Origin of the sequence: Streptomyces sp. NPDC048584 (assembly GCF_043199595.1) — a bacterium.
In the GTDB taxonomy this organism is placed as follows: domain Bacteria; phylum Actinomycetota; class Actinomycetes; order Streptomycetales; family Streptomycetaceae; genus Streptomyces; species Streptomyces edwardsiae.
Map to the genome: position 1 here is coordinate 96054 of NZ_JBICWF010000002.1, position 16098 is coordinate 112151.

17 protein-coding genes are annotated in these 16098 nt (G+C 73.2%); 13 read left to right on the plus strand and 4 right to left on the minus strand.

Going from position 1 to position 16098, the window contains the following annotated elements; all coding sequences use genetic code 11:
- Window positions 1-32: 32 nt before the first annotated feature.
- A complete protein-coding gene (locus tag ACGFR9_RS04705) occupies window positions 33-1196 on the minus strand; it encodes a hypothetical protein (RefSeq protein ID WP_393202919.1) in 1164 nt (387 codons plus the stop codon).
- 145 nt (window positions 1197-1341) lie between these two features.
- Here ACGFR9_RS04705 and ACGFR9_RS04710 point away from each other — a divergent pair, with 145 nt between their 5' ends.
- The 4 genes from ACGFR9_RS04710 (at window position 1342) to tsaE (ending at window position 5852) form a co-directional block, all read left to right on the plus strand.
- Window positions 1342-2775 carry an NAD(P)H-hydrate dehydratase gene (locus tag ACGFR9_RS04710; RefSeq protein ID WP_393202921.1) on the plus strand — a complete coding sequence of 478 codons (1434 nt, stop codon included), beginning with the start codon at window positions 1342-1344 and terminating at the stop codon, window positions 2773-2775.
- A gap of 218 nt (window positions 2776-2993) precedes the next feature.
- The gene (alr, locus tag ACGFR9_RS04715; RefSeq protein ID WP_393202923.1) at window positions 2994-4175 is read left to right on the plus strand and encodes an alanine racemase; all 1182 of its coding nucleotides are present in this window, start codon (window positions 2994-2996) and stop codon (window positions 4173-4175) included.
- The gene (locus ACGFR9_RS04720) at window positions 4172-5359 is read left to right on the plus strand and encodes an alpha/beta fold hydrolase (protein WP_393202925.1); all 1188 of its coding nucleotides are present in this window, start codon (window positions 4172-4174) and stop codon (window positions 5357-5359) included. Before alr ends, ACGFR9_RS04720 begins: the two co-directional genes overlap by 4 nt.
- Window positions 5328-5852 (plus strand): tRNA (adenosine(37)-N6)-threonylcarbamoyltransferase complex ATPase subunit type 1 TsaE, encoded by a 525-nt coding sequence (gene tsaE / locus ACGFR9_RS04725; RefSeq protein ID WP_393202927.1) that lies wholly within the window; start codon window positions 5328-5330, stop codon window positions 5850-5852. Before ACGFR9_RS04720 ends, tsaE begins: the two co-directional genes overlap by 32 nt.
- Window positions 5853-5868: 16 nt before the next feature.
- Here the strand turns inward: tsaE and ACGFR9_RS04730 are convergent, their stop codons facing one another.
- Entirely contained in the window at window positions 5869-6051 is a 183-nt protein-coding gene (locus tag ACGFR9_RS04730; protein WP_030221094.1) for a hypothetical protein, read from the minus strand.
- Between the two features lie 186 nt (window positions 6052-6237).
- Window positions 6238-6780: a hypothetical protein gene (locus tag ACGFR9_RS04735; protein ID WP_393202929.1), complete on the minus strand. Its 543-nt coding sequence runs from the start codon at window positions 6778-6780 to the stop codon at window positions 6238-6240.
- Between the two features lie 119 nt (window positions 6781-6899).
- Here ACGFR9_RS04735 and tsaB point away from each other — a divergent pair, with 119 nt between their 5' ends.
- The 7 genes from tsaB (at window position 6900) to ACGFR9_RS04770 (ending at window position 12708) form a co-directional block, all read left to right on the plus strand.
- Window positions 6900-7553 carry a tRNA (adenosine(37)-N6)-threonylcarbamoyltransferase complex dimerization subunit type 1 TsaB gene (gene tsaB, locus ACGFR9_RS04740; RefSeq protein WP_393202931.1) on the plus strand — a complete coding sequence of 218 codons (654 nt, stop codon included), beginning with the start codon at window positions 6900-6902 and terminating at the stop codon, window positions 7551-7553.
- Window positions 7550-8122 carry a ribosomal protein S18-alanine N-acetyltransferase gene (rimI, locus tag ACGFR9_RS04745; RefSeq protein WP_393202933.1) on the plus strand — a complete coding sequence of 191 codons (573 nt, stop codon included), beginning with the start codon at window positions 7550-7552 and terminating at the stop codon, window positions 8120-8122. The genes tsaB and rimI overlap by 4 nt, the downstream gene beginning before the upstream one ends.
- A complete protein-coding gene (gene tsaD / locus ACGFR9_RS04750; RefSeq protein WP_393202935.1) occupies window positions 8115-9200 on the plus strand; it encodes a tRNA (adenosine(37)-N6)-threonylcarbamoyltransferase complex transferase subunit TsaD in 1086 nt (361 codons plus the stop codon). Before rimI ends, tsaD begins: the two co-directional genes overlap by 8 nt.
- Window positions 9197-9460, plus strand: coding sequence for a hypothetical protein (locus ACGFR9_RS04755; protein WP_393202937.1), 264 nt, complete (start codon window positions 9197-9199; stop codon window positions 9458-9460). Before tsaD ends, ACGFR9_RS04755 begins: the two co-directional genes overlap by 4 nt.
- Before the next feature lie 248 nt (window positions 9461-9708).
- Window positions 9709-10761, plus strand: a complete 1053-nt coding sequence (locus ACGFR9_RS04760) for a LacI family DNA-binding transcriptional regulator (protein ID WP_030221113.1) — start codon at window positions 9709-9711, stop codon at window positions 10759-10761.
- Between the two features lie 98 nt (window positions 10762-10859).
- Window positions 10860-11948, plus strand: a complete 1089-nt coding sequence (locus ACGFR9_RS04765; protein ID WP_393202939.1) for an LCP family protein — start codon at window positions 10860-10862, stop codon at window positions 11946-11948.
- A gap of 127 nt (window positions 11949-12075) precedes the next feature.
- A complete protein-coding gene (locus ACGFR9_RS04770) occupies window positions 12076-12708 on the plus strand; it encodes a Uma2 family endonuclease (protein ID WP_393202941.1) in 633 nt (210 codons plus the stop codon).
- A gap of 15 nt (window positions 12709-12723) precedes the next feature.
- Here ACGFR9_RS04770 and ACGFR9_RS04775 read toward each other — a convergent pair whose 3' ends face one another.
- Window positions 12724-13911: a methyltransferase domain-containing protein gene (locus tag ACGFR9_RS04775; protein ID WP_393202943.1), complete on the minus strand. Its 1188-nt coding sequence runs from the start codon at window positions 13909-13911 to the stop codon at window positions 12724-12726.
- Between the two features lie 90 nt (window positions 13912-14001).
- Between ACGFR9_RS04775 and ACGFR9_RS04780 the strand changes: the two genes are divergently transcribed.
- Together ACGFR9_RS04780 and ACGFR9_RS04785 are read left to right on the plus strand one after the other, a co-directional pair.
- Window positions 14002-14934 carry a polysaccharide deacetylase family protein gene (locus ACGFR9_RS04780; protein ID WP_393202945.1) on the plus strand — a complete coding sequence of 311 codons (933 nt, stop codon included), beginning with the start codon at window positions 14002-14004 and terminating at the stop codon, window positions 14932-14934.
- A 211-nt stretch (window positions 14935-15145) separates the two neighbouring features.
- A complete protein-coding gene (locus ACGFR9_RS04785) occupies window positions 15146-15961 on the plus strand; it encodes a polysaccharide deacetylase family protein (protein ID WP_393202947.1) in 816 nt (271 codons plus the stop codon).
- The last annotated feature ends 137 nt before the right edge of the window (window positions 15962-16098 follow it).

Here is a 16098-nt window from a genome sequence, read left to right on the forward strand (position 1 = left end):
CGGCTCACCGAGCCGCACCCCGCACGTGTGCGTCAGCAGATCGACTGGCTGCTGTTCACCAGGCGGTTGTTGCGGAACGTCGTGTTCTCGCCGCAGGGGCTCTCGCGGATCGAGGAGTTCGTCACCGTCAGGTTCTGGACGGTGATGTCGCGGTTGTTCGCGAACTCCGTGCGTGCCGCCAGGCGGACCTCGCCGCCGCCCGTGACGGTGCCGCTCTGGGCGGCGAGGTTCACGTTGTAACAGTTCTCGATGAGGATCGCGTTGTTGCCCGTGTTCGAGAGCGTGATCCGGTCGATCGTCGCGCCGCCGCTCTCCGACACGCAGAACACCCCCCGTCCGCCGCCGCGCGCGACGACCTCGCCGACGCGGATGTTGGTGGCGTAGGAGCTGCCGATACGGCCGTTGCGGTTGGCCATGCGGAAGGCGGCGTACCCGGTGCCGGTGCCCGCGTTCTCCGCGTCCACCTTGGAGACGGTGGCGTTGACGGTCTCGTTCAGCAGCAGGCCCGACTCGCCCACGTTGCGGGCGGTCACCGTGCCGATGGTGATGCCGTCGACGCCGTACGTCTCCACCGCGTGGCTGGACGCGCCGGAGACGTACACGTTGTCGATGCGGACGTTGCGCGTCCACTGGCTGGTGTCGCCGCGGTTGTCGATACGGACGCCGAGGCCGCGTGAGAGGCGCATGTCGATCTGGCCGAGGACGACGTTCTGCACGTTGCGCATGAAGATGCCGTACAGCGGGGCGCCGGTGACGTTGAGGTGCTGCACCTCGATGTCGCGGGTGCCGCGGGAGTAGACGGGGGCCTGGTCGCCGGAACCGCTGCCGGTGACGTCGATGGTGCCGCAGACGTCGAGGGTCGTATAGCTCGGCAGGGAGATGCGGGAACCGGCGGAGATCGAGCCCGAGCCGCGCACCACGACCCGTTCCTTGCTGGTGCGGCCGGAGGACAGGCTGCTGATCGCCGCCTGTACGGCCGCGCGCATGTCGCCGCCGGTGTAGACCGTGCCGCTGCCGCGCCGGGCGGTCCAGGTGCTGCCGCTCAGTACGGCTTCGGCCTGGTAGGAGCCGTCGCCGCAGGCCGCGGCGCGGGCGGGGGCGGGGGTGGCGGCCGTGGCGGGGGCCGTCATGAGGCCGGCTGCGGTGAGGAGTGCGGTGGCGCCGGCTGCTGCGAGAAGTGCGGCTCTGCGTCCCATGGGTCCTCTTCCGTCGTCGAAACGATTCGACTGAATCGATTCATCCTGTGGGGGGCGCAGAGTTTGGCAAGGGCATGGCAACGAGTCAAGCGGTCCGGGTCGCCGTTACGGGAGTCGACGGGCCGTCTGCGGGAGACTCGGACGTATGCGGACTGCGTACAGCGTGGAGACGGTCAGGGCGGCGGAGCGGGAACTGATGGCACGGCTGCCGGAGGGGGCGCTGATGCAGCGCGCCGCCGCCGGGCTCGCCGCGGCCTGCGCGGATGTGCTGGGGCGGGTCTACGGCAGCAGGGTCGTCCTGCTCGTCGGCAGCGGGGACAACGGCGGTGACGCCCTGTACGCCGGGGCCAGGCTCGCCCGGCGCGGCGCGGGCGTGCACGCGGTGCTGCTCGCGCCGGAGCGTGCGCATGCCGGGGGGCTTGCGGCACTGCGCCGCGCGGGTGGGCGCGTGGCGGGGGCGGATGGTGCGGAAGGGCTGATCGGGCGGGCCGATCTCGTGCTGGACGGGATCGTCGGGATCGGGGGCAGGGGTGGGCTGCGGCCCGACGCGGTGCCGCTCGCCGACGCGGCCCGGCGGGCGCGGGCCGCCGTGGTCGCCGTCGATCTGCCGAGCGGGGTCGACGCCGACACGGGGGAGGTACGGGGCGCGGCCGTGCGGGCCGATCTGACGGTGACGTTCGGGACGCACAAGCCGGGGCTGCTGATCGATCCGGCGCGGGAGTACGCGGGGTCGGTGCGGCTGGTCGACATCGGGCTGTCGCTGCCGGACGAGGCCGGGCTGGAGGCGTTGCAGCATGCGGACGTGGCTCGGCTGCTGCCGGTGCCGGGGGCGGAGAGCGACAAGTACCGGCGGGGGGTCGTGGGGATCGCGGCCGGGTCCGCGCGGTATCCCGGCGCGGCGGTGCTCGCGGTGGCGGGGGCGCTGCGGGGCGGGGCGGGGGCTGTGCGGTACGTCGGGCCCGCCGGGAACGCGGTGATCGCCCGCTTCCCGGAGACGCTGGTGTCGGACGGGGGGCCGAAGCGGGCGGGGCGGGTGCAGGCGTGGGTGGTCGGGCCGGGGGCGGGGGACGACGCGGCGACGGTCGCCGAGGTGCTGGCGTCGGATGTGCCGGTGCTGATCGACGCGGACGGGTTGCGGCTGGCGGAGGCCGCGGCGGTACGGGGGCGGGGGGCGCCGACGTTGATGACGCCGCATGCGGGGGAGGCGGCGGCGCTGCTGGGGGTGGAGCGGGGGGAGGTCGAGGCGGGGCGGCTGGGGGCCGTACGGGAGTTGGCGGGGCGGTATGGGGCGACCGTGCTCCTGAAGGGGTCTACGACCCTGATCTCCGGGGGTGGGGGTGGGGTCGTCCGGGTCAATCCGACGGGGACGTCGTGGCTCGCCACGGCGGGGAGCGGGGATGTGCTGTCCGGGCTGGCGGGGTCGTTGCTGGCGGCGGGGTTGTCGGCGGTGGACGCGGGGAGTGCGGGGGCGTATCTGCATGGGCTGGCGGGGAGGTTCGCGGCGGACGGGGCGCCGGTGGGGGCGCACGATGTGGCGGAGGGGATCGCGGGGGCCTGGCGGAGTGTCGTGCGGGGGTGAGGGGGGTGGGGTTCTCGCCCCCGCCGCCCCTTCCCGTTCCCGACCCCCGGGGGGCGCTGCCTCCGGATCCCCGCTCGTCAAGCGCCGGAGGGGCTGAAACTTCGCCCCCCGGGGGGCGCTGCCTCCGGATCCCCGCTCGTCAAGCGCCGGAGGGGCTGAAAACTTCGCCCCTCCGGGGGCGCAGCCCTCGAGGACGGGGCTCTGAGAGACTGGGGCCGATGAACGAGACAGTTGCCCCGGGGGGTGCGGCGTTGCGGGCCCGCGCTGAGATCGACCTTGCGGCCGTACGCGCCAATGTAGAGGTCCTGCGCGCGCAGGCACCCGGCGCTGCCTTCATGGCCGTCGTCAAGGCCGACGGGTACGGGCACGGTGCCGCCCCCTGTGCGCGGGCCGCTGTCGAGGCCGGGGCGACCTGGCTGGGCACCGCCACCCCGCAGGAGGCGCTCGCGCTGCGCGCGCCCGGGGCCGGGCTGCCGGACGACGTACGGATCATGTGCTGGCTGTGGACGCCCGGCGGGCCCTGGCGGGAAGCGGTCGAGGCCGGTCTCGACGTGTCCCTGAGCGGAATGTGGGCGCTGGACGAGGTCACCGAGGCCGCCCGTCTCGCCGGGCGGCCGGCGAGGGTGCAGCTCAAGGCCGACACCGGGCTCGGGCGCGGCGGCTGCCAGCCCGGCGACGACTGGACGGAACTGGTCGAGGGGGCGCTGCGCGCCGAGGCCGAGGGGCTGGTGCGCGTCACCGGCCTGTGGTCGCACCTCGCCTGCGCCGACGAGCCGGGCCATCCCTCCATCGCCCCCCAGCTCACCCGGTTCCGGGAGATGATCGCGTACGCGCAGGGGCGTGGCGTCGACCCCGAGGTGCGGCACATCGCCAACTCGCCCGCCACGCTCACCCTCCCCGAGAGCCACTTCGACCTCGTGCGCCCCGGCATCGCGATGTACGGCGTCTCGCCCAGCCCCGGGATCGGCACCCCCGCCGACCTGGGCCTGCGGCCGGCGATGACGCTGTCCGCCTCGCTGGCCCTGGTGAAGCACGTCCCCGGCGGGCACGGCGTCAGCTACGGCCACCACTACGTCACCCCGGGCGCCACCACCCTCGGCCTCGTCCCGCTCGGCTACGCGGACGGCATCCCGCGTCACGCCTCCTCCGCCGGCCCGGTGCTGGTCGAGGGCAAGTGGCGTACGGTCGCCGGGCGGGTGGCGATGGACCAGTTCGTCGTCGACCTGGGCGGGGACGATCCGGGGCCGGGCGCCGAGGCGGTCCTGTTCGGGCCCGGTGACCGCGGTGAGCCCACCGCCGAGGACTGGGCGCAGGCGGCCGGGACCATCGGGTACGAGATCGTCACCCGGATCGGAAGCCGCGTCCCGCGTGTCTACGTCGACGAGGGGAGCGGGACGTGAGCGAGGCCGGCGGGGGCTGGCGCCGGGCCACGGGGGTCGCGGGCGTCGCGCTGGGCGTGCTCGCCACCGGGGCCGCCGCGGGCGTGGCGATAGAGCGGATGACGGTCGGCCGGGGCATGCGCAAGAAGGCCCGGCTCGCCCTCGACTCGGCGGGACCGTACGGCGCGCTGCGCGGCACACCCGGCAAGGCGTACGCCGATGACGGCACCGAGCTGTACTACGAGGCCGACGACCTCGACCCGGCCCCGGCCCCGGACCGTCGGCGCCGGCTGTTCGGGCGCCGGGCGCCCGCCCCGGTCACCGTCGTCTTCAGCCACGGCTACTGCCTCAACCAGGACTGCTGGCACTTCCAGCGGGCCGCGCTGCGGGGTGTCGTACGGACCGTGTACTGGGACCAGCGCAGCCACGGCCGGTCGGCGCGCGGCGCGGCGCAGCTGGAGCGGGGCGAGCCGGTCACCATCGAGCAGCTGGGGCGGGACCTGAAGGCCGTCATCGACGCGGCGGCGCCCGAGGGACCGCTGGTGCTGGTCGGCCACTCCATGGGCGGGATGACGGTGATGGCCCTCGCCGACCAGTACCCGGAGCTGATAGCGGAGCGGGTGGTGGGCGTCGCCCTGGTCGGTACGTCGCCGGGGCGGCTCGGCGAGGTCAACTTCGGGCTGCCGGTGGCCGGGGTCAACGCGGTGCGGCGGGTGCTGCCGGGGGTGCTGAAGGCGCTGGGGCAGCGGGCCGAACTGGTGGAGAAGGGGCGCCGGGCCACCGCGGATCTGTTCGCGGGGATCATCAAGCGGTACTCGTTCGCGTCCCGGGACGTGGACCCGGCCGTCGCCCGGTTCGCCGAGCGGATGATCGAGGGCACGCCGATCGACGTGGTCGCCGAGTACTACCCTGCGTTCGACGCCCATGACAAGACCGAGGCCCTCGCCCGCTTCGCCGGCCTGCCGGTGCTGGTGCTGGCCGGGGTGGACGACCTCGTCACGCCCAGCGAGCACAGCGAGGAGATCGCCGGTCTGCTCCCCGAGGCCGAACTGGTGCTGGTCCCGGACGCCGGACACCTGGTGATGCTGGAGCACCCGGAGGCCGTCACCGACCGCCTCGCCGACCTGCTCACCCGCGCGGGCGCGGTGCCCTCAGGGGCTACGGTTAAGGGCTATGGAAGCAGCAGCACCGCACGGCCCGGCTGAGCCGGCCGCGAACTCCACCGGACTGACCGTCACCTCCCCCGAGCAGATGCGCGAACTGGGGCGCAGGCTGGCCAAGCTGCTGCGCGCCGGTGATCTGGTGCTGCTCTCGGGCGAGCTGGGCGCGGGCAAGACGACGCTGACCCGGGGCCTCGGCGAGGGGCTCGGGGTGCGGGGCGCGGTCACGTCGCCGACGTTCGTGATCGCCCGGGTGCATCCGTCGCTGGGCGACGGTCCGCCGCTGGTGCACGTGGACGCGTACCGGCTGTCGGGCGGTCTGGACGAGATGGAGGACCTCGATCTCGACGTCTCGCTGCCGGAGTCGGTGATCGTCGTGGAGTGGGGCGAGGGCAAGGTCGAGGAGCTGGCCGACGACCGGCTTCAGCTCGTCATCCACCGGGCGGTCGGCGACACCACGGACGAGGTGCGCGAGGTGACCGTGACCGGACTGGGCGGGCGCTGGGCGGCGACGGACCTGACCGTGCTGTCGGCCTAGACACGCGCGACGGGCGCTACGCCGCCTCGCGGTGATCCTTCGCCGGTTCGGCGGCGGGCAGGGGATCCGGTGCGCGGGGCGGGGTGGAGACCGCGGCGGCCGCGGCACAGGACGCCAGCAGGTCACGCATGGAAATCCCGGAGACCGGCTGGGGCCGCGAATCCGCCGGGGTGCGGCGGGCGCTCTGGTGGGCCGGCATGGACGCCTCCTGAAGGACGGGGGCGGATGTAGTTAGGTAGACCTAACCACGGGCTGGATACCATGTGACCACGCCCGGGAGGCCGAACGCAACATTTTGCCGACGTCTTGTCGGAACGTACGGAACGCGTCCACGCCGCCAATCCCGGACGTACACACCGGAACGCGGGGAGGGGACGCGAGGGGCTCAAGGGACGACGACGACCGTCCGCCCGATCGTCGCGAACTTCCACATCGCCCTGCCGTCCGCCCGGGTCTCGCGGATCCCGCCCGTCCGCTCCTCGGGGTCGAGCTGCGGCGCCGAGCCGTCGACCGCCGCGCTGAACCCGATCGCCGTGCCCTCGAAGGAGGCGAAACGCACGACGTGCTCGATCGGGACCCCGTCCGATCCGGTGACCGCCCCGGACCGGGACGTGACGCGGTAGGCGCCCGGTTCCGGGTCCACCGTGCTGGGGCTGACCCCGAAGGTGCGCCGCACCCTGCCGTCCTCCCCGACGAGCCACACCCGGTCCTTGTCCAGTGCGTACACGATCCGTTCGCCCGTCCCCGACCGCGCGGGGAGGGCGGCCGGGCCGTCGCGGAGGTCCTTGCGGACGACCGCCGGGGTGCCGGCGGACGGGTGGCGCAGATCGGCCGGGACGCTCACCGCCGCCTGGCGGCCGAGGTAGCCGACCGTCAGGAGGGCCGCCGCGGTCAGCCCCGCCACGATCGCCGCACTGCTCGCTGCCACCGTCGTCACCCCTGTCCGGCTCTGCCCTGTTATGTACGTACGCTGTCGCGACCGTAGCAGGAGGTGACCGGCCGACCTGTGCGGCCGTGGGCGGGGCGTGGGAGCCGTAGGCTGTTTGCGTGCTCTTGCTCGCTCTGGATACCGCCACCCCAGCCGTCACCGTCGCGCTGCACGACGGCCGCGACGTCATCGCCTCGTCCAGTCAGGTGGACGCCCGCCGCCACGGTGAGCTGCTGCTCCCGGCGGTCGACCGGGTGCTCACCGGGGCGGGGCTGCGGCTCGACGCCGTCACCGGGATCGTCGTCGGCGTCGGCCCCGGCCCGTACACCGGGCTGCGCGTCGGCCTGATGACCGCGGACACCTTCGGGCTCGCGCTGGGCGTCCCCGTGCACGGCGTGTGCACACTGGACGGCCTCGCCTACGCGGCCGACCTGGAGGGCCCCTTCGTCGTGGCGACCGACGCCCGCCGCAAGGAGGTCTACTGGGCGCGCTACGCCGACTCCCGCACCCGGCTCACCGAGCCCGCGGTGGACCGGCCCGCCGACATCGCGGAGCGGGTCGCGGGCCTGCCCGCGGTCGGGGCCGGCGCGCTGCTCTACCCGGACACCTTCCCCAGGGCCCACGAGCCGGAGCATGTGTCCGCCGCCGCCCTGGCTCGGCTCGCCGCCGAGCGGCTCGCGGCCGGCGAGGAACTGCCCGAGCCCCGGCCGATGTATCTGCGCCGCCCCGATGCCCAGGTCCCCAAGAACTACAAGGTGGTCACCCCCAAGTGACGGGAACCGAGACTGCCGTGCTGCGCGAGATGCGCTGGTGGGACATCGACGCCGTACTGGACCTCGAGCGGGACCTGTTCCCCGAGGACGCCTGGTCGCGCGGGATGTTCTGGTCCGAGCTGGCCCATGCGCGCGGGCCCGGCGCCACCCGGCGCTATGTCGTCGCCGAGGAGGACGGGCGGCTCGTCGGCTACGCCGGCCTCACCACCTCCGGTGCGGAGGGCGAGGGCGAGGACGGCGGCAGTGTCGCGGCGGCCGATGTGCAGACCATCGCCGTCAGCCGCGACCACTGGGGCACCGGCCTCGGCTCGCGGCTGCTGACCGAGCTGCTGCGGGCGGCGACGGCCTTCGAATGCGCCGAGGTGCTGCTGGAGTGCCGGGTCGACAACGTCCGCGCCCAGAAGCTCTACGAGCGCTTCGGCTTCGAGACCATCGGCGTACGGCGCGGCTATTACCAGCCGGGGAACGTGGACGCCCTGGTGATGCGGCTGACCGACCCCTCCACCTCTGTGAACCCGGCGGCCTCCGCCGACGGGAACGGCGTACAAGGAACTGAGACCCATGGCTGACGAACCCCTGGTCCTGGGGATCGAGACCTCCTGCGACGAGACCGGCGTCGGCATCGTCCGCGGGACCACCCTGCTGGCGGACGCCGTCGCCTCCAGCGTCGACGAGCACGCCCGCTTCGGCGGCGTCGTCCCGGAGGTGGCGAGCCGCGCCCACCTGGAGGCGATGGTCCCCACCATCGGGCGGGCGCTGAAGGAGGCGGGCGTCAGCGCCCGCGACCTCGACGGCATCGCCGTCACCGCGGGCCCCGGACTCGCGGGCGCGCTGCTGGTCGGCGTCTCGGCGGCGAAGGCGTACGCGTACGCGCTGGGCAAGCCGCTGTACGGCGTCAACCACCTGGCCTCGCACATCTGCGTCGACCAGCTGGAGCACGGCACGCTGCCCGAGCCGACGATGGCGCTGCTGGTCTCCGGCGGCCACTCCTCCCTCCTGCTCTCCACGGACATCACCTCCGACGTCCGCCCGCTCGGCGCGACCATCGACGACGCGGCCGGCGAGGCCTTCGACAAGATCGCCCGCGTGCTGAACCTCGGCTTCCCCGGCGGACCGGTCATCGACCGCTACGCCCGCGAGGGCGACCCGAACGCGATCGCGTTCCCGCGCGGGCTCACCGGCCCGCGCGACCCGGCGTACGACTTCTCCTTCTCCGGGCTGAAGACGGCCGTGGCCCGGTGGATCGAGGCGAAGCGGGCGGCGGGGGAGGAGGTCCCGGTGCGTGACGTGTCGGCGTCCTTCCAGGAGGCGGTCGTCGACGTCCTCACCCGTAAGGCCGTACGGGCCTGCAAGGACGAGGGCGTCGACCATCTGATGATCGGCGGCGGGGTGGCCGCCAACTCCCGCCTGCGGGCGCTCGCCCAGGAACGCTGCGAGGCGGCCGGCATCCGGCTGCGCGTGCCACGCCCCAAGCTGTGCACGGACAACGGCGCGATGGTCGCGGCGCTGGGCGCGGAGATGGTCGCCCGTGACCGGGCCCCCTCCGACTGGGACCTCTCGGCCGACTCCTCCCTCCCCGTGACGGACCCGCACGTGCCCGGACACGACCACGTCCACGAGGTCAGCAAGGAGAACCTGTACTCGTGACCGTCGCCCTGATGTGGGAGGCCCGCGCCCTCCCCGGCCGCTCCCCGGACCTCGTCGCCTGGACGGAGGAGCGTGCCCGCGAACTCCCGAGGCGCCCCCTGCGCCGCGAATCCTTCCGCGCCCCCGAGGACCGCGTCCTGGTCATCACGTGGTGGGACGCCCCGTACGACGCCGACCTCCCCGAACTCCCGGAACCGGGCAGCGACCTGATCGCCCGTCCGGTGCACCGGTGGCGGTTCGAGTCGCTGGGGGGCGTCTGACCGCACGGGGCGGCCGGCCTCCCCCACTCCCCAGCGACTCCCAGCGCACGCGCACGCACCTCGGAGTCCCCGGGGGCTTGGGCGCATCGCACCGTCGACGCGCCGTCGGGAGTGTGGCGGGCGGGTGACCGCTCGCCGACTGGCACAGCCGGGTCGACGAATGTTGCGATGGCATAGGCGAATGTTCCGGAAGTCCGCGACCTCCGGAGGTCTTCGGCTAGGGGGCCCGCGGGGTTACGATCGCCGCCATGACTTCCCCGCAGCCCGCAGAAACCCGGACGCAAGGGCGCCGTACCCAAACGGCGACCCTCGCCGAGATCGCCCGTGAGGCGGGTGTCTCCGCGCCGACTGTTTCGAAGGTCCTCAACGGTCGTGCCGATGTCGCCCCCGCCACCCGGAGCCGGGTCGAGGGACTGCTGCGCGCCCACGGCTACCGGCGCCGGCGCGCCGAGGCCACCCGCTCGCCCCTGATCGACCTCGTCTTCCACGAACTGGAGAGCGCCTGGGCGATGGAGGTCATCCGGGGCGTGGAGAACGTGGCCCGGGATGCGGGTCTGAGCGTCGTCCTCTCCGAGAGCGCGGGCCGCCTCACACCCGGCCGCACCTGGGCCGACCAGGTCGCCGCGCGCCGCCCGCACGGGGTGATCCTCGTACTGTCCGGCCTCGACGAGTCGGGGCGTGCCCTGCTGACCAGCCGTTCCATCCCGTTCGTGGTGATGGACCCGGCCGGCGACCCGGGCACCGACGTGCCGTCCATCGGCGCGACCAACTGGCAGGGCGGGCTCGCCGCCACCCGGCACCTCGTCGAACTGGGCCACACCCGGATCGGCGCGATCAGCGGACCCACGCGGATGATGTGCAGCCGCGCCCGCGTCGACGGCTACCGGGCCGCCCTGGAGACCGCCGGGCTGCCGGTCGACCCCCAGCTGATCATGACCGGCGACTTCCACCACGAGGCCGGCTACCGGCAGGGTCTCGCCCTGCTGCGCCGCGAGGACCGGCCCACCGCGGTGTTCGCCGGCAACGACCTCCAGGCCCTCGGCCTGTACGAGGCCGCGCGCGAGCTGGGGCTGCGGATCCCGGAGGACCTGAGCGTGGTCGGGTTCGACGATCTGCCGGTGGCCCGCTGGGTGGGCCCGCCGCTGACGACCGTACGGCAGCCGCTGACGGAGATGGCGGAGGCGGCGGCCAAGCTGGTCCTCAGCCTGGGCAAGGACGAGGACCCGGCGGCGGCGACCCGGGTGGAGCTGGCGACGAGTCTGGTGGTGCGGAGCAGTACGGCGGCGCCCTCGGGGGCGTGAGCCGGTCGAAAGTTTCGGAGCGGTGGATGTCGTACCGGAAGTCTGAGAATTTCCCAAGAAAACTGCCCGCGGGGCGCTGCTCGCCATAATTCGGACTTATGTTCCTGCCCGTGAGGGGACAGGGACATGAGAAGAGTGACGGGACCGGGGACGACGGGGAGGACGGGGGCATACGGCCCCGTCGGCGGGCGCGGGTACTGAGGATCACGGGGCTGGCGCTGGCGGGGCTGCTGGTCCTGGGCGCGGGAGCGGCGGGCTGGGTCTACTGGCAGCTCAACGACAACATCAAGAGCGTCGACATCAACAGCGCGCTGGGCGACGACCGCCCGGCGAAGGCCGTACCCGCCCCTTCCCCGTCCGCCACGGCCGCGCCCCTGCCGACGGAACCCCTGAACATCCTCGTCCTCGGCTCGGACTCGCGCAGCGGCGAGGAGAACCAGGCGCTCGGCGGCGGCGACAGCGGCGGCGCCCGCTCCGACACCGCGATGGTCGTGCACCTCGACGCCGGCCGCAGGGGTGCGACGGTGGTCAGCATCCCCCGCGACACGCTCGTCGACCGGCCCTCCTGCCCGCTGGAGGGCGGGGAGTCGACGCGTGCGGCCTCCGGGGTCATGTTCAACACCGCGTACGAGGTGGGCGGGCCGGTGTGCGCCGTGAAGACCGTGGAGACGCTCACGGACGTCCGCATGGACCACTACATCGAGATCGACTTCGCCGGTTTCGCCCGCCTCGTCGACGCGCTCGGCGGGGTCACCGTCACCACCGGGGAGGACATCGACGACGACCGCAGCCACCTCACCCTCGACGCCGGCACCCACCACCTCGACGGCGAGAACGCCCTCGCCCTGGCCCGCACCCGGTACGGCATCGGCGACGGCAGCGACCTCGGCCGCATCCCGCTCCAGCACCTGCTGGTGAAGGCCCTGCTGGAACAGGTCGCGCGGCAGAACCTGTTGACCAGCCCCACCCGCCTGTACGAGGTCGCCGACACCGTCACCGGAAGCCTCACCACCGACACCGGCCTGGACTCCCTTCCCGAACTGACCCGCCTCGCCCAGAGCCTGCGTGACCTTCCCTCACAGCAGGTCACCACCCTCACCCTGCCGGTCGTCCCGGCCCCGGGGGACCCCAACCGAGTGGTGGCGGACGAGCCGGAGGCGGGGGAGCTGTGGGCGTCGCTGAGGTGAGGTGATCACTCGTTCGGCTGATCGGTGTCGATCCTGGGGCACTGCGTACCCCGAACTCGTAACGTCACCGTGTCGCTTGTGCCGCAGTGGTGCCCGCGCCCACACTTGAAGGAGGAGGTGCTTCTCGATGACCGCTCTCGCAGAAGAGGTGGCCCCGGTGGTGGACAAGCCCGTTTCCGAGCAGGGTTCCGACCTGGACGAGGTCCTGTGGCAGGCGTGGAAGGCCATGGATCTCCCCGAGGGCTACCGGGCCGAGATCATCGAAGGGGCCATCGAGGTGTCGCCTACCGGTCGCCGTCGTCATGGTGTGCTTGTCAACCGTCTTCGTCGCGCTCTGGATTCCCATCTGGGGCGCAGCGGTTACGTGGCTCACCAGGACGTCAATGTCATTCACCGTCAGAAGGCCTGGATCCCCGATCTTTTCGTGGCCACACTCGACCTCGACGAGATCCCGGACGAGGACGGTCTCGGCGTCGACGCCGCCGGAGTCAAGATGGTCGTCGAGGTCGCCTCGCCCGGCCATCGCAACCTCCAGCGCGACCGCGTCCGCAAACGCCGCGAGTACGCGCGGGCCGGGATCCCGGTGTACGTGATCGTCGACGACTTCGACGACGACGGGGCCGTGTTCGTCCTGACGTCGCCCGACCCGGGGAAGGCCAAGTACGCGGACGAGCACCGGGTCCCCTACGGCACCGATGCGGTGATCCCCGAGGGGCCGGCCAAGGGTTTCGCGATCGGCAAGGAGATCGTCGCGTCCTGAGTCGGCCCCGGTGCCTCAGCGCACCGGATGGCCCAGCAGCATCGTCGGGGCGCCCGCGACCCGGGTCAGGAAGACCGTGAGCGATGCGGTGCCGTGGGGTTTGGGGAGGGTTTTGCGGCGCAGTTCCTCCGGTTCCACCGCCGAGCCGCGTTTCTTGACGGTCAGCACGCCCACCTCGCGCTCGCGCAGGAGGGCCTTCAGCTTCTTGACGTTGAAGGGGAGCCGGTCGGTGATCTCGTAGGCGGTGGCGTACGGGGTGGTGCGGGCCTCGTCGGCGGTGATGTAGGCGATGGTCGGGTCGATCAGGCCGCCCTCCAGTTCCGCGGCCACCTCGGCGACCAGGTGGGCGCGGATGACGGCGCCGTCGGGCTCGTACACATACCGTCCGACCGGGCGTACTTCGGGATCGGGGAGCGCGGAGTCGGGGGTCACGGCAATGCCGGCTCGGGCGGGCAGCAGCGTCGCCCGCCGTGCCCCCGGTGTCACGTCCCGGCCGAACCACAGCATGGCCTCCTTCACGTCCCCGCCGTCCGAGACCCACTCGGCGGTCGCGGCCTCGGGGATCGTCTCGTGCGGAATGCCGGGCGCGATCTTCAGCAGCCCGAGCGGAGCCCCGAGCGCGGCGGACACGGCCCAGGACAGGGGAGGGGAGTAGGCCTCCGGGTCGAAGATCCGGCCGCGCCTGGAGGAACGCCGGGCCGGGTCGACGAACACGGCGTCGTAGCCGGCCGTGTCCACCTCGGTCACATCCGCCTCGCGCACCTCGATCAGACCGGCGAGACCGAGCGCGTCGGCATTGGCGCGGGCTGCCGCACAGGTCAGCGGGTCGCGGTCGACGGCCAGCACCCGGATCCCCGCGCGGGCGAGCGCGATCGCGTCCCCGCCGATCCCGCAGCACAGGTCGGCGACGGACCGCACCCCGAGCGCGTGCAGACACTCGGCCCGGTACGTCGCCACACTCGCCCGCGTCGACTGCTCCACCCCGTTGGGCGTGAAGAACATCCGCGCGGCGTCCCGCTCCCCGAACTTGGCCACCGCCCGCTGCCGCAGCCGCGCCTGGCCCAGCGCCGCCGACACGAGTTCGGCGGGGTGCTCGCGGCGCAGTCTCGTCGCGACGGCGAGTTCGTGCGCCGGGTCGGTGTCGCGCACCTCGTCGAGGAGGGCGCGGCCTTCGGGGGTGAGGAGGGAGGCGAGGTCGTTCACCGGGTCATTGTGGGCCAGTCGGTGGACCGTATGCCTCCGGCCGCGGTGTCGGGCCGGGTCCGGACGGTGCGGCTGCGAGGATCCGGCCCCATGCGAGCAGTACGACAAAACGATAAAAAGTGGCCATTCGGTGGAGTGCGGATCGGCCTCGCGGTGATCGCTCTCGCCTCGATCGCCGCGGGCTGCGGACAGGGGCCGGGCGGCGGCAGCGGCGCCCCGGCCGAACCGGCGGCCGGTCCGCCCCTGAAGGCGCCCCCGGCCCGCGCGCTCGACGACTACGCCACCAAGCTGCGTGCCGCGCACACCGCGAGGGCCGCCGCCGCGAAACGCTGGGGGCTGAAACGGGTGCCGCTGACCGCCCCGCCGCCCCCCGCGAAGAAGCCGGAGATCACCACCCGCGAGGGCTTCGAGGTCGACGGACACCGCCGGCTGGGACTCCCGCCGGTCTTCACCACGATCCCCACCGAGAAGAAGATCCTCTTCCTCACCATCGACGACGGCGACGAGAAGGACCCGGCGTTCCTGCGGATGATGAGCGAGCTGAAGATCCCGTACAGCGCCTTCCTCAGCGACTACCTCGTCAAGGAGGACTACGGCTACTTCGAGAAGATGCAGGACCGCGGCGTCTCCCTGCACAACCACACGCTCCACCACCCCTATCTGCCGGCCCTGTCCCACGCCCGCCAGAAGCGCGAGATCTGCGGCATGCAGAAGATCATCGAGAAGCGGTACGGCGAACGGCCCGTCCTCTTCCGGCCGCCCTACGGCAACTACGACAAGGACACCCTGCGCGTCGCGAAGTCCTGCGGGATCACCCATGTCCCGCTCTGGAACGAGGAGGTCTTCGTCGACCACTGGGAGTACCGGGAATGGGACCGCGAACTGCACCCCGGCGACATCGTCCTCACCCACTTCCGCGGCCGCGACACCTGGAAGGGCACGATGCCGGACATGGCCCGGCGCTTCCTCGACAAGGTCACGGCGGAGGGGTACGCGGTGGCCCGTCTGGAGGACTACCTGTGAGGGCCGGGCGCCCGGCGGGCGGTCTGCGGGGCCGGCTTCCGGACGCGGGCCAGGTCCGGGCTCCGGGTGCGATGCGGACGGGGTGTCAAGGCCACGCGCGGGTCCGCACGCGTGGCCCGGTCGGGCCCCCTGCCGTGGGCGGCCTCGCGGGGAGGTCCGGTTCGAGGGTCTCCCGGGTGCGGGCCGGTCGCGGCGGTGGGGTGGCCCTGTGGTGAGGGCCGTCGCGCCGCGGATCTCCGGCTCGCGGGCCGCTCGGGCGCGGGCCGGGCTGCTGGGGGCCGCCCTGCTGGTCCTGATCGCCGGATGCGGTACGCCGGGCAGCGGGGCCGGGGACGGTACGGGGCGGTCGGCCGGGGCCGGTCCGGTGGCCTCCGGCGGCCTCCCGCCGGTCATCGACCGCGTCCTCACCCGCGACCGGGTCGTCTTCCTCACCTACGACGACGGCGCCGAACGCGACCCCGGCTTCATCGACCTCGTACGCGAACGGGCGCTCCCCGTCAGCCTGTTCCTCACGGACAGCGTGACCGGCCCCGGTTACGCCCACTTCGCCCGCCTGCGCGCGGTCGGCGCGAGCCTGCAGAACCACACCCTCGACCACCGCGCCCTGCGCGGCCTTCCCTACGCCGGCCAGCGCGCCGAGATCTGCGGCCAGCAGCGCAAGCTCAGGTCCCGCTTCGGCATCCGCGCCACCCTCTTCCGCCCGCCCTACGGCACGTACGACACCACCACCCTGAAGGCGGCCGCCGACTGCGGCATCCGGGCGGTCATCGGCTCCCGGGCCACCCTGGAGACCGACGGCCACCTCACCTACACCGCCGGCCCCCAGCAGCTGAACCCCGGCGACATCATCGCCGTACCGTCGGTGGAGACCCCGTCACTGACACTGGCGGAACGGACGGCACGACTGCTGGGGGAACTGGAGGAGCGGGGACTGAAGGTGGGCAGGCTGGAGGCATACGTGGCCGAAGCCATCCCGTCGCCGGCCACTGGTGAGCGCCGCTCACCTGTCAGCCCGTCCGGCGATTGAGGACGAGGCCCGTTCAGGGCCGAAGCGGGGGCCCGGGGGCGGCCGCCCCCAGGGGCGGTCACCGCAACACCGCGCGCCGCACACAAGGGTGATGACAACGCGCCCACCCCGCGACGCGCCGCAGCCAACTGGCACTC

Coding starts and splice junctions, on each gene's coding strand:
- alr (WP_393202923.1), top strand. CDS start 2,994: ATGAACGAGACAGTTGCCCCGGGGGGTGCGGCGTTGCGGGCCCGCGCT.
- ACGFR9_RS04765 (WP_393202939.1), top strand. CDS start 10,860: ATGTTCCTGCCCGTGAGGGGACAGGGACATGAGAAGAGTGACGGGACC.
- ACGFR9_RS04710 (WP_393202921.1), top strand. CDS start 1,342: ATGCGGACTGCGTACAGCGTGGAGACGGTCAGGGCGGCGGAGCGGGAA.
- ACGFR9_RS04730 (WP_030221094.1), bottom strand. CDS start 6,051: ATGCCGGCCCACCAGAGCGCCCGCCGCACCCCGGCGGATTCGCGGCCC.
- ACGFR9_RS04760 (WP_030221113.1), top strand. CDS start 9,709: ATGACTTCCCCGCAGCCCGCAGAAACCCGGACGCAAGGGCGCCGTACC.
- ACGFR9_RS04770 (WP_393202941.1), top strand. CDS start 12,076: ATGACCGCTCTCGCAGAAGAGGTGGCCCCGGTGGTGGACAAGCCCGTT.
- tsaE (WP_393202927.1), top strand. CDS start 5,328: ATGGAAGCAGCAGCACCGCACGGCCCGGCTGAGCCGGCCGCGAACTCC.
- tsaD (WP_393202935.1), top strand. CDS start 8,115: ATGGCTGACGAACCCCTGGTCCTGGGGATCGAGACCTCCTGCGACGAG.
- ACGFR9_RS04705 (WP_393202919.1), bottom strand. CDS start 1,196: ATGGGACGCAGAGCCGCACTTCTCGCAGCAGCCGGCGCCACCGCACTC.
- ACGFR9_RS04780 (WP_393202945.1), top strand. CDS start 14,002: ATGCGAGCAGTACGACAAAACGATAAAAAGTGGCCATTCGGTGGAGTG.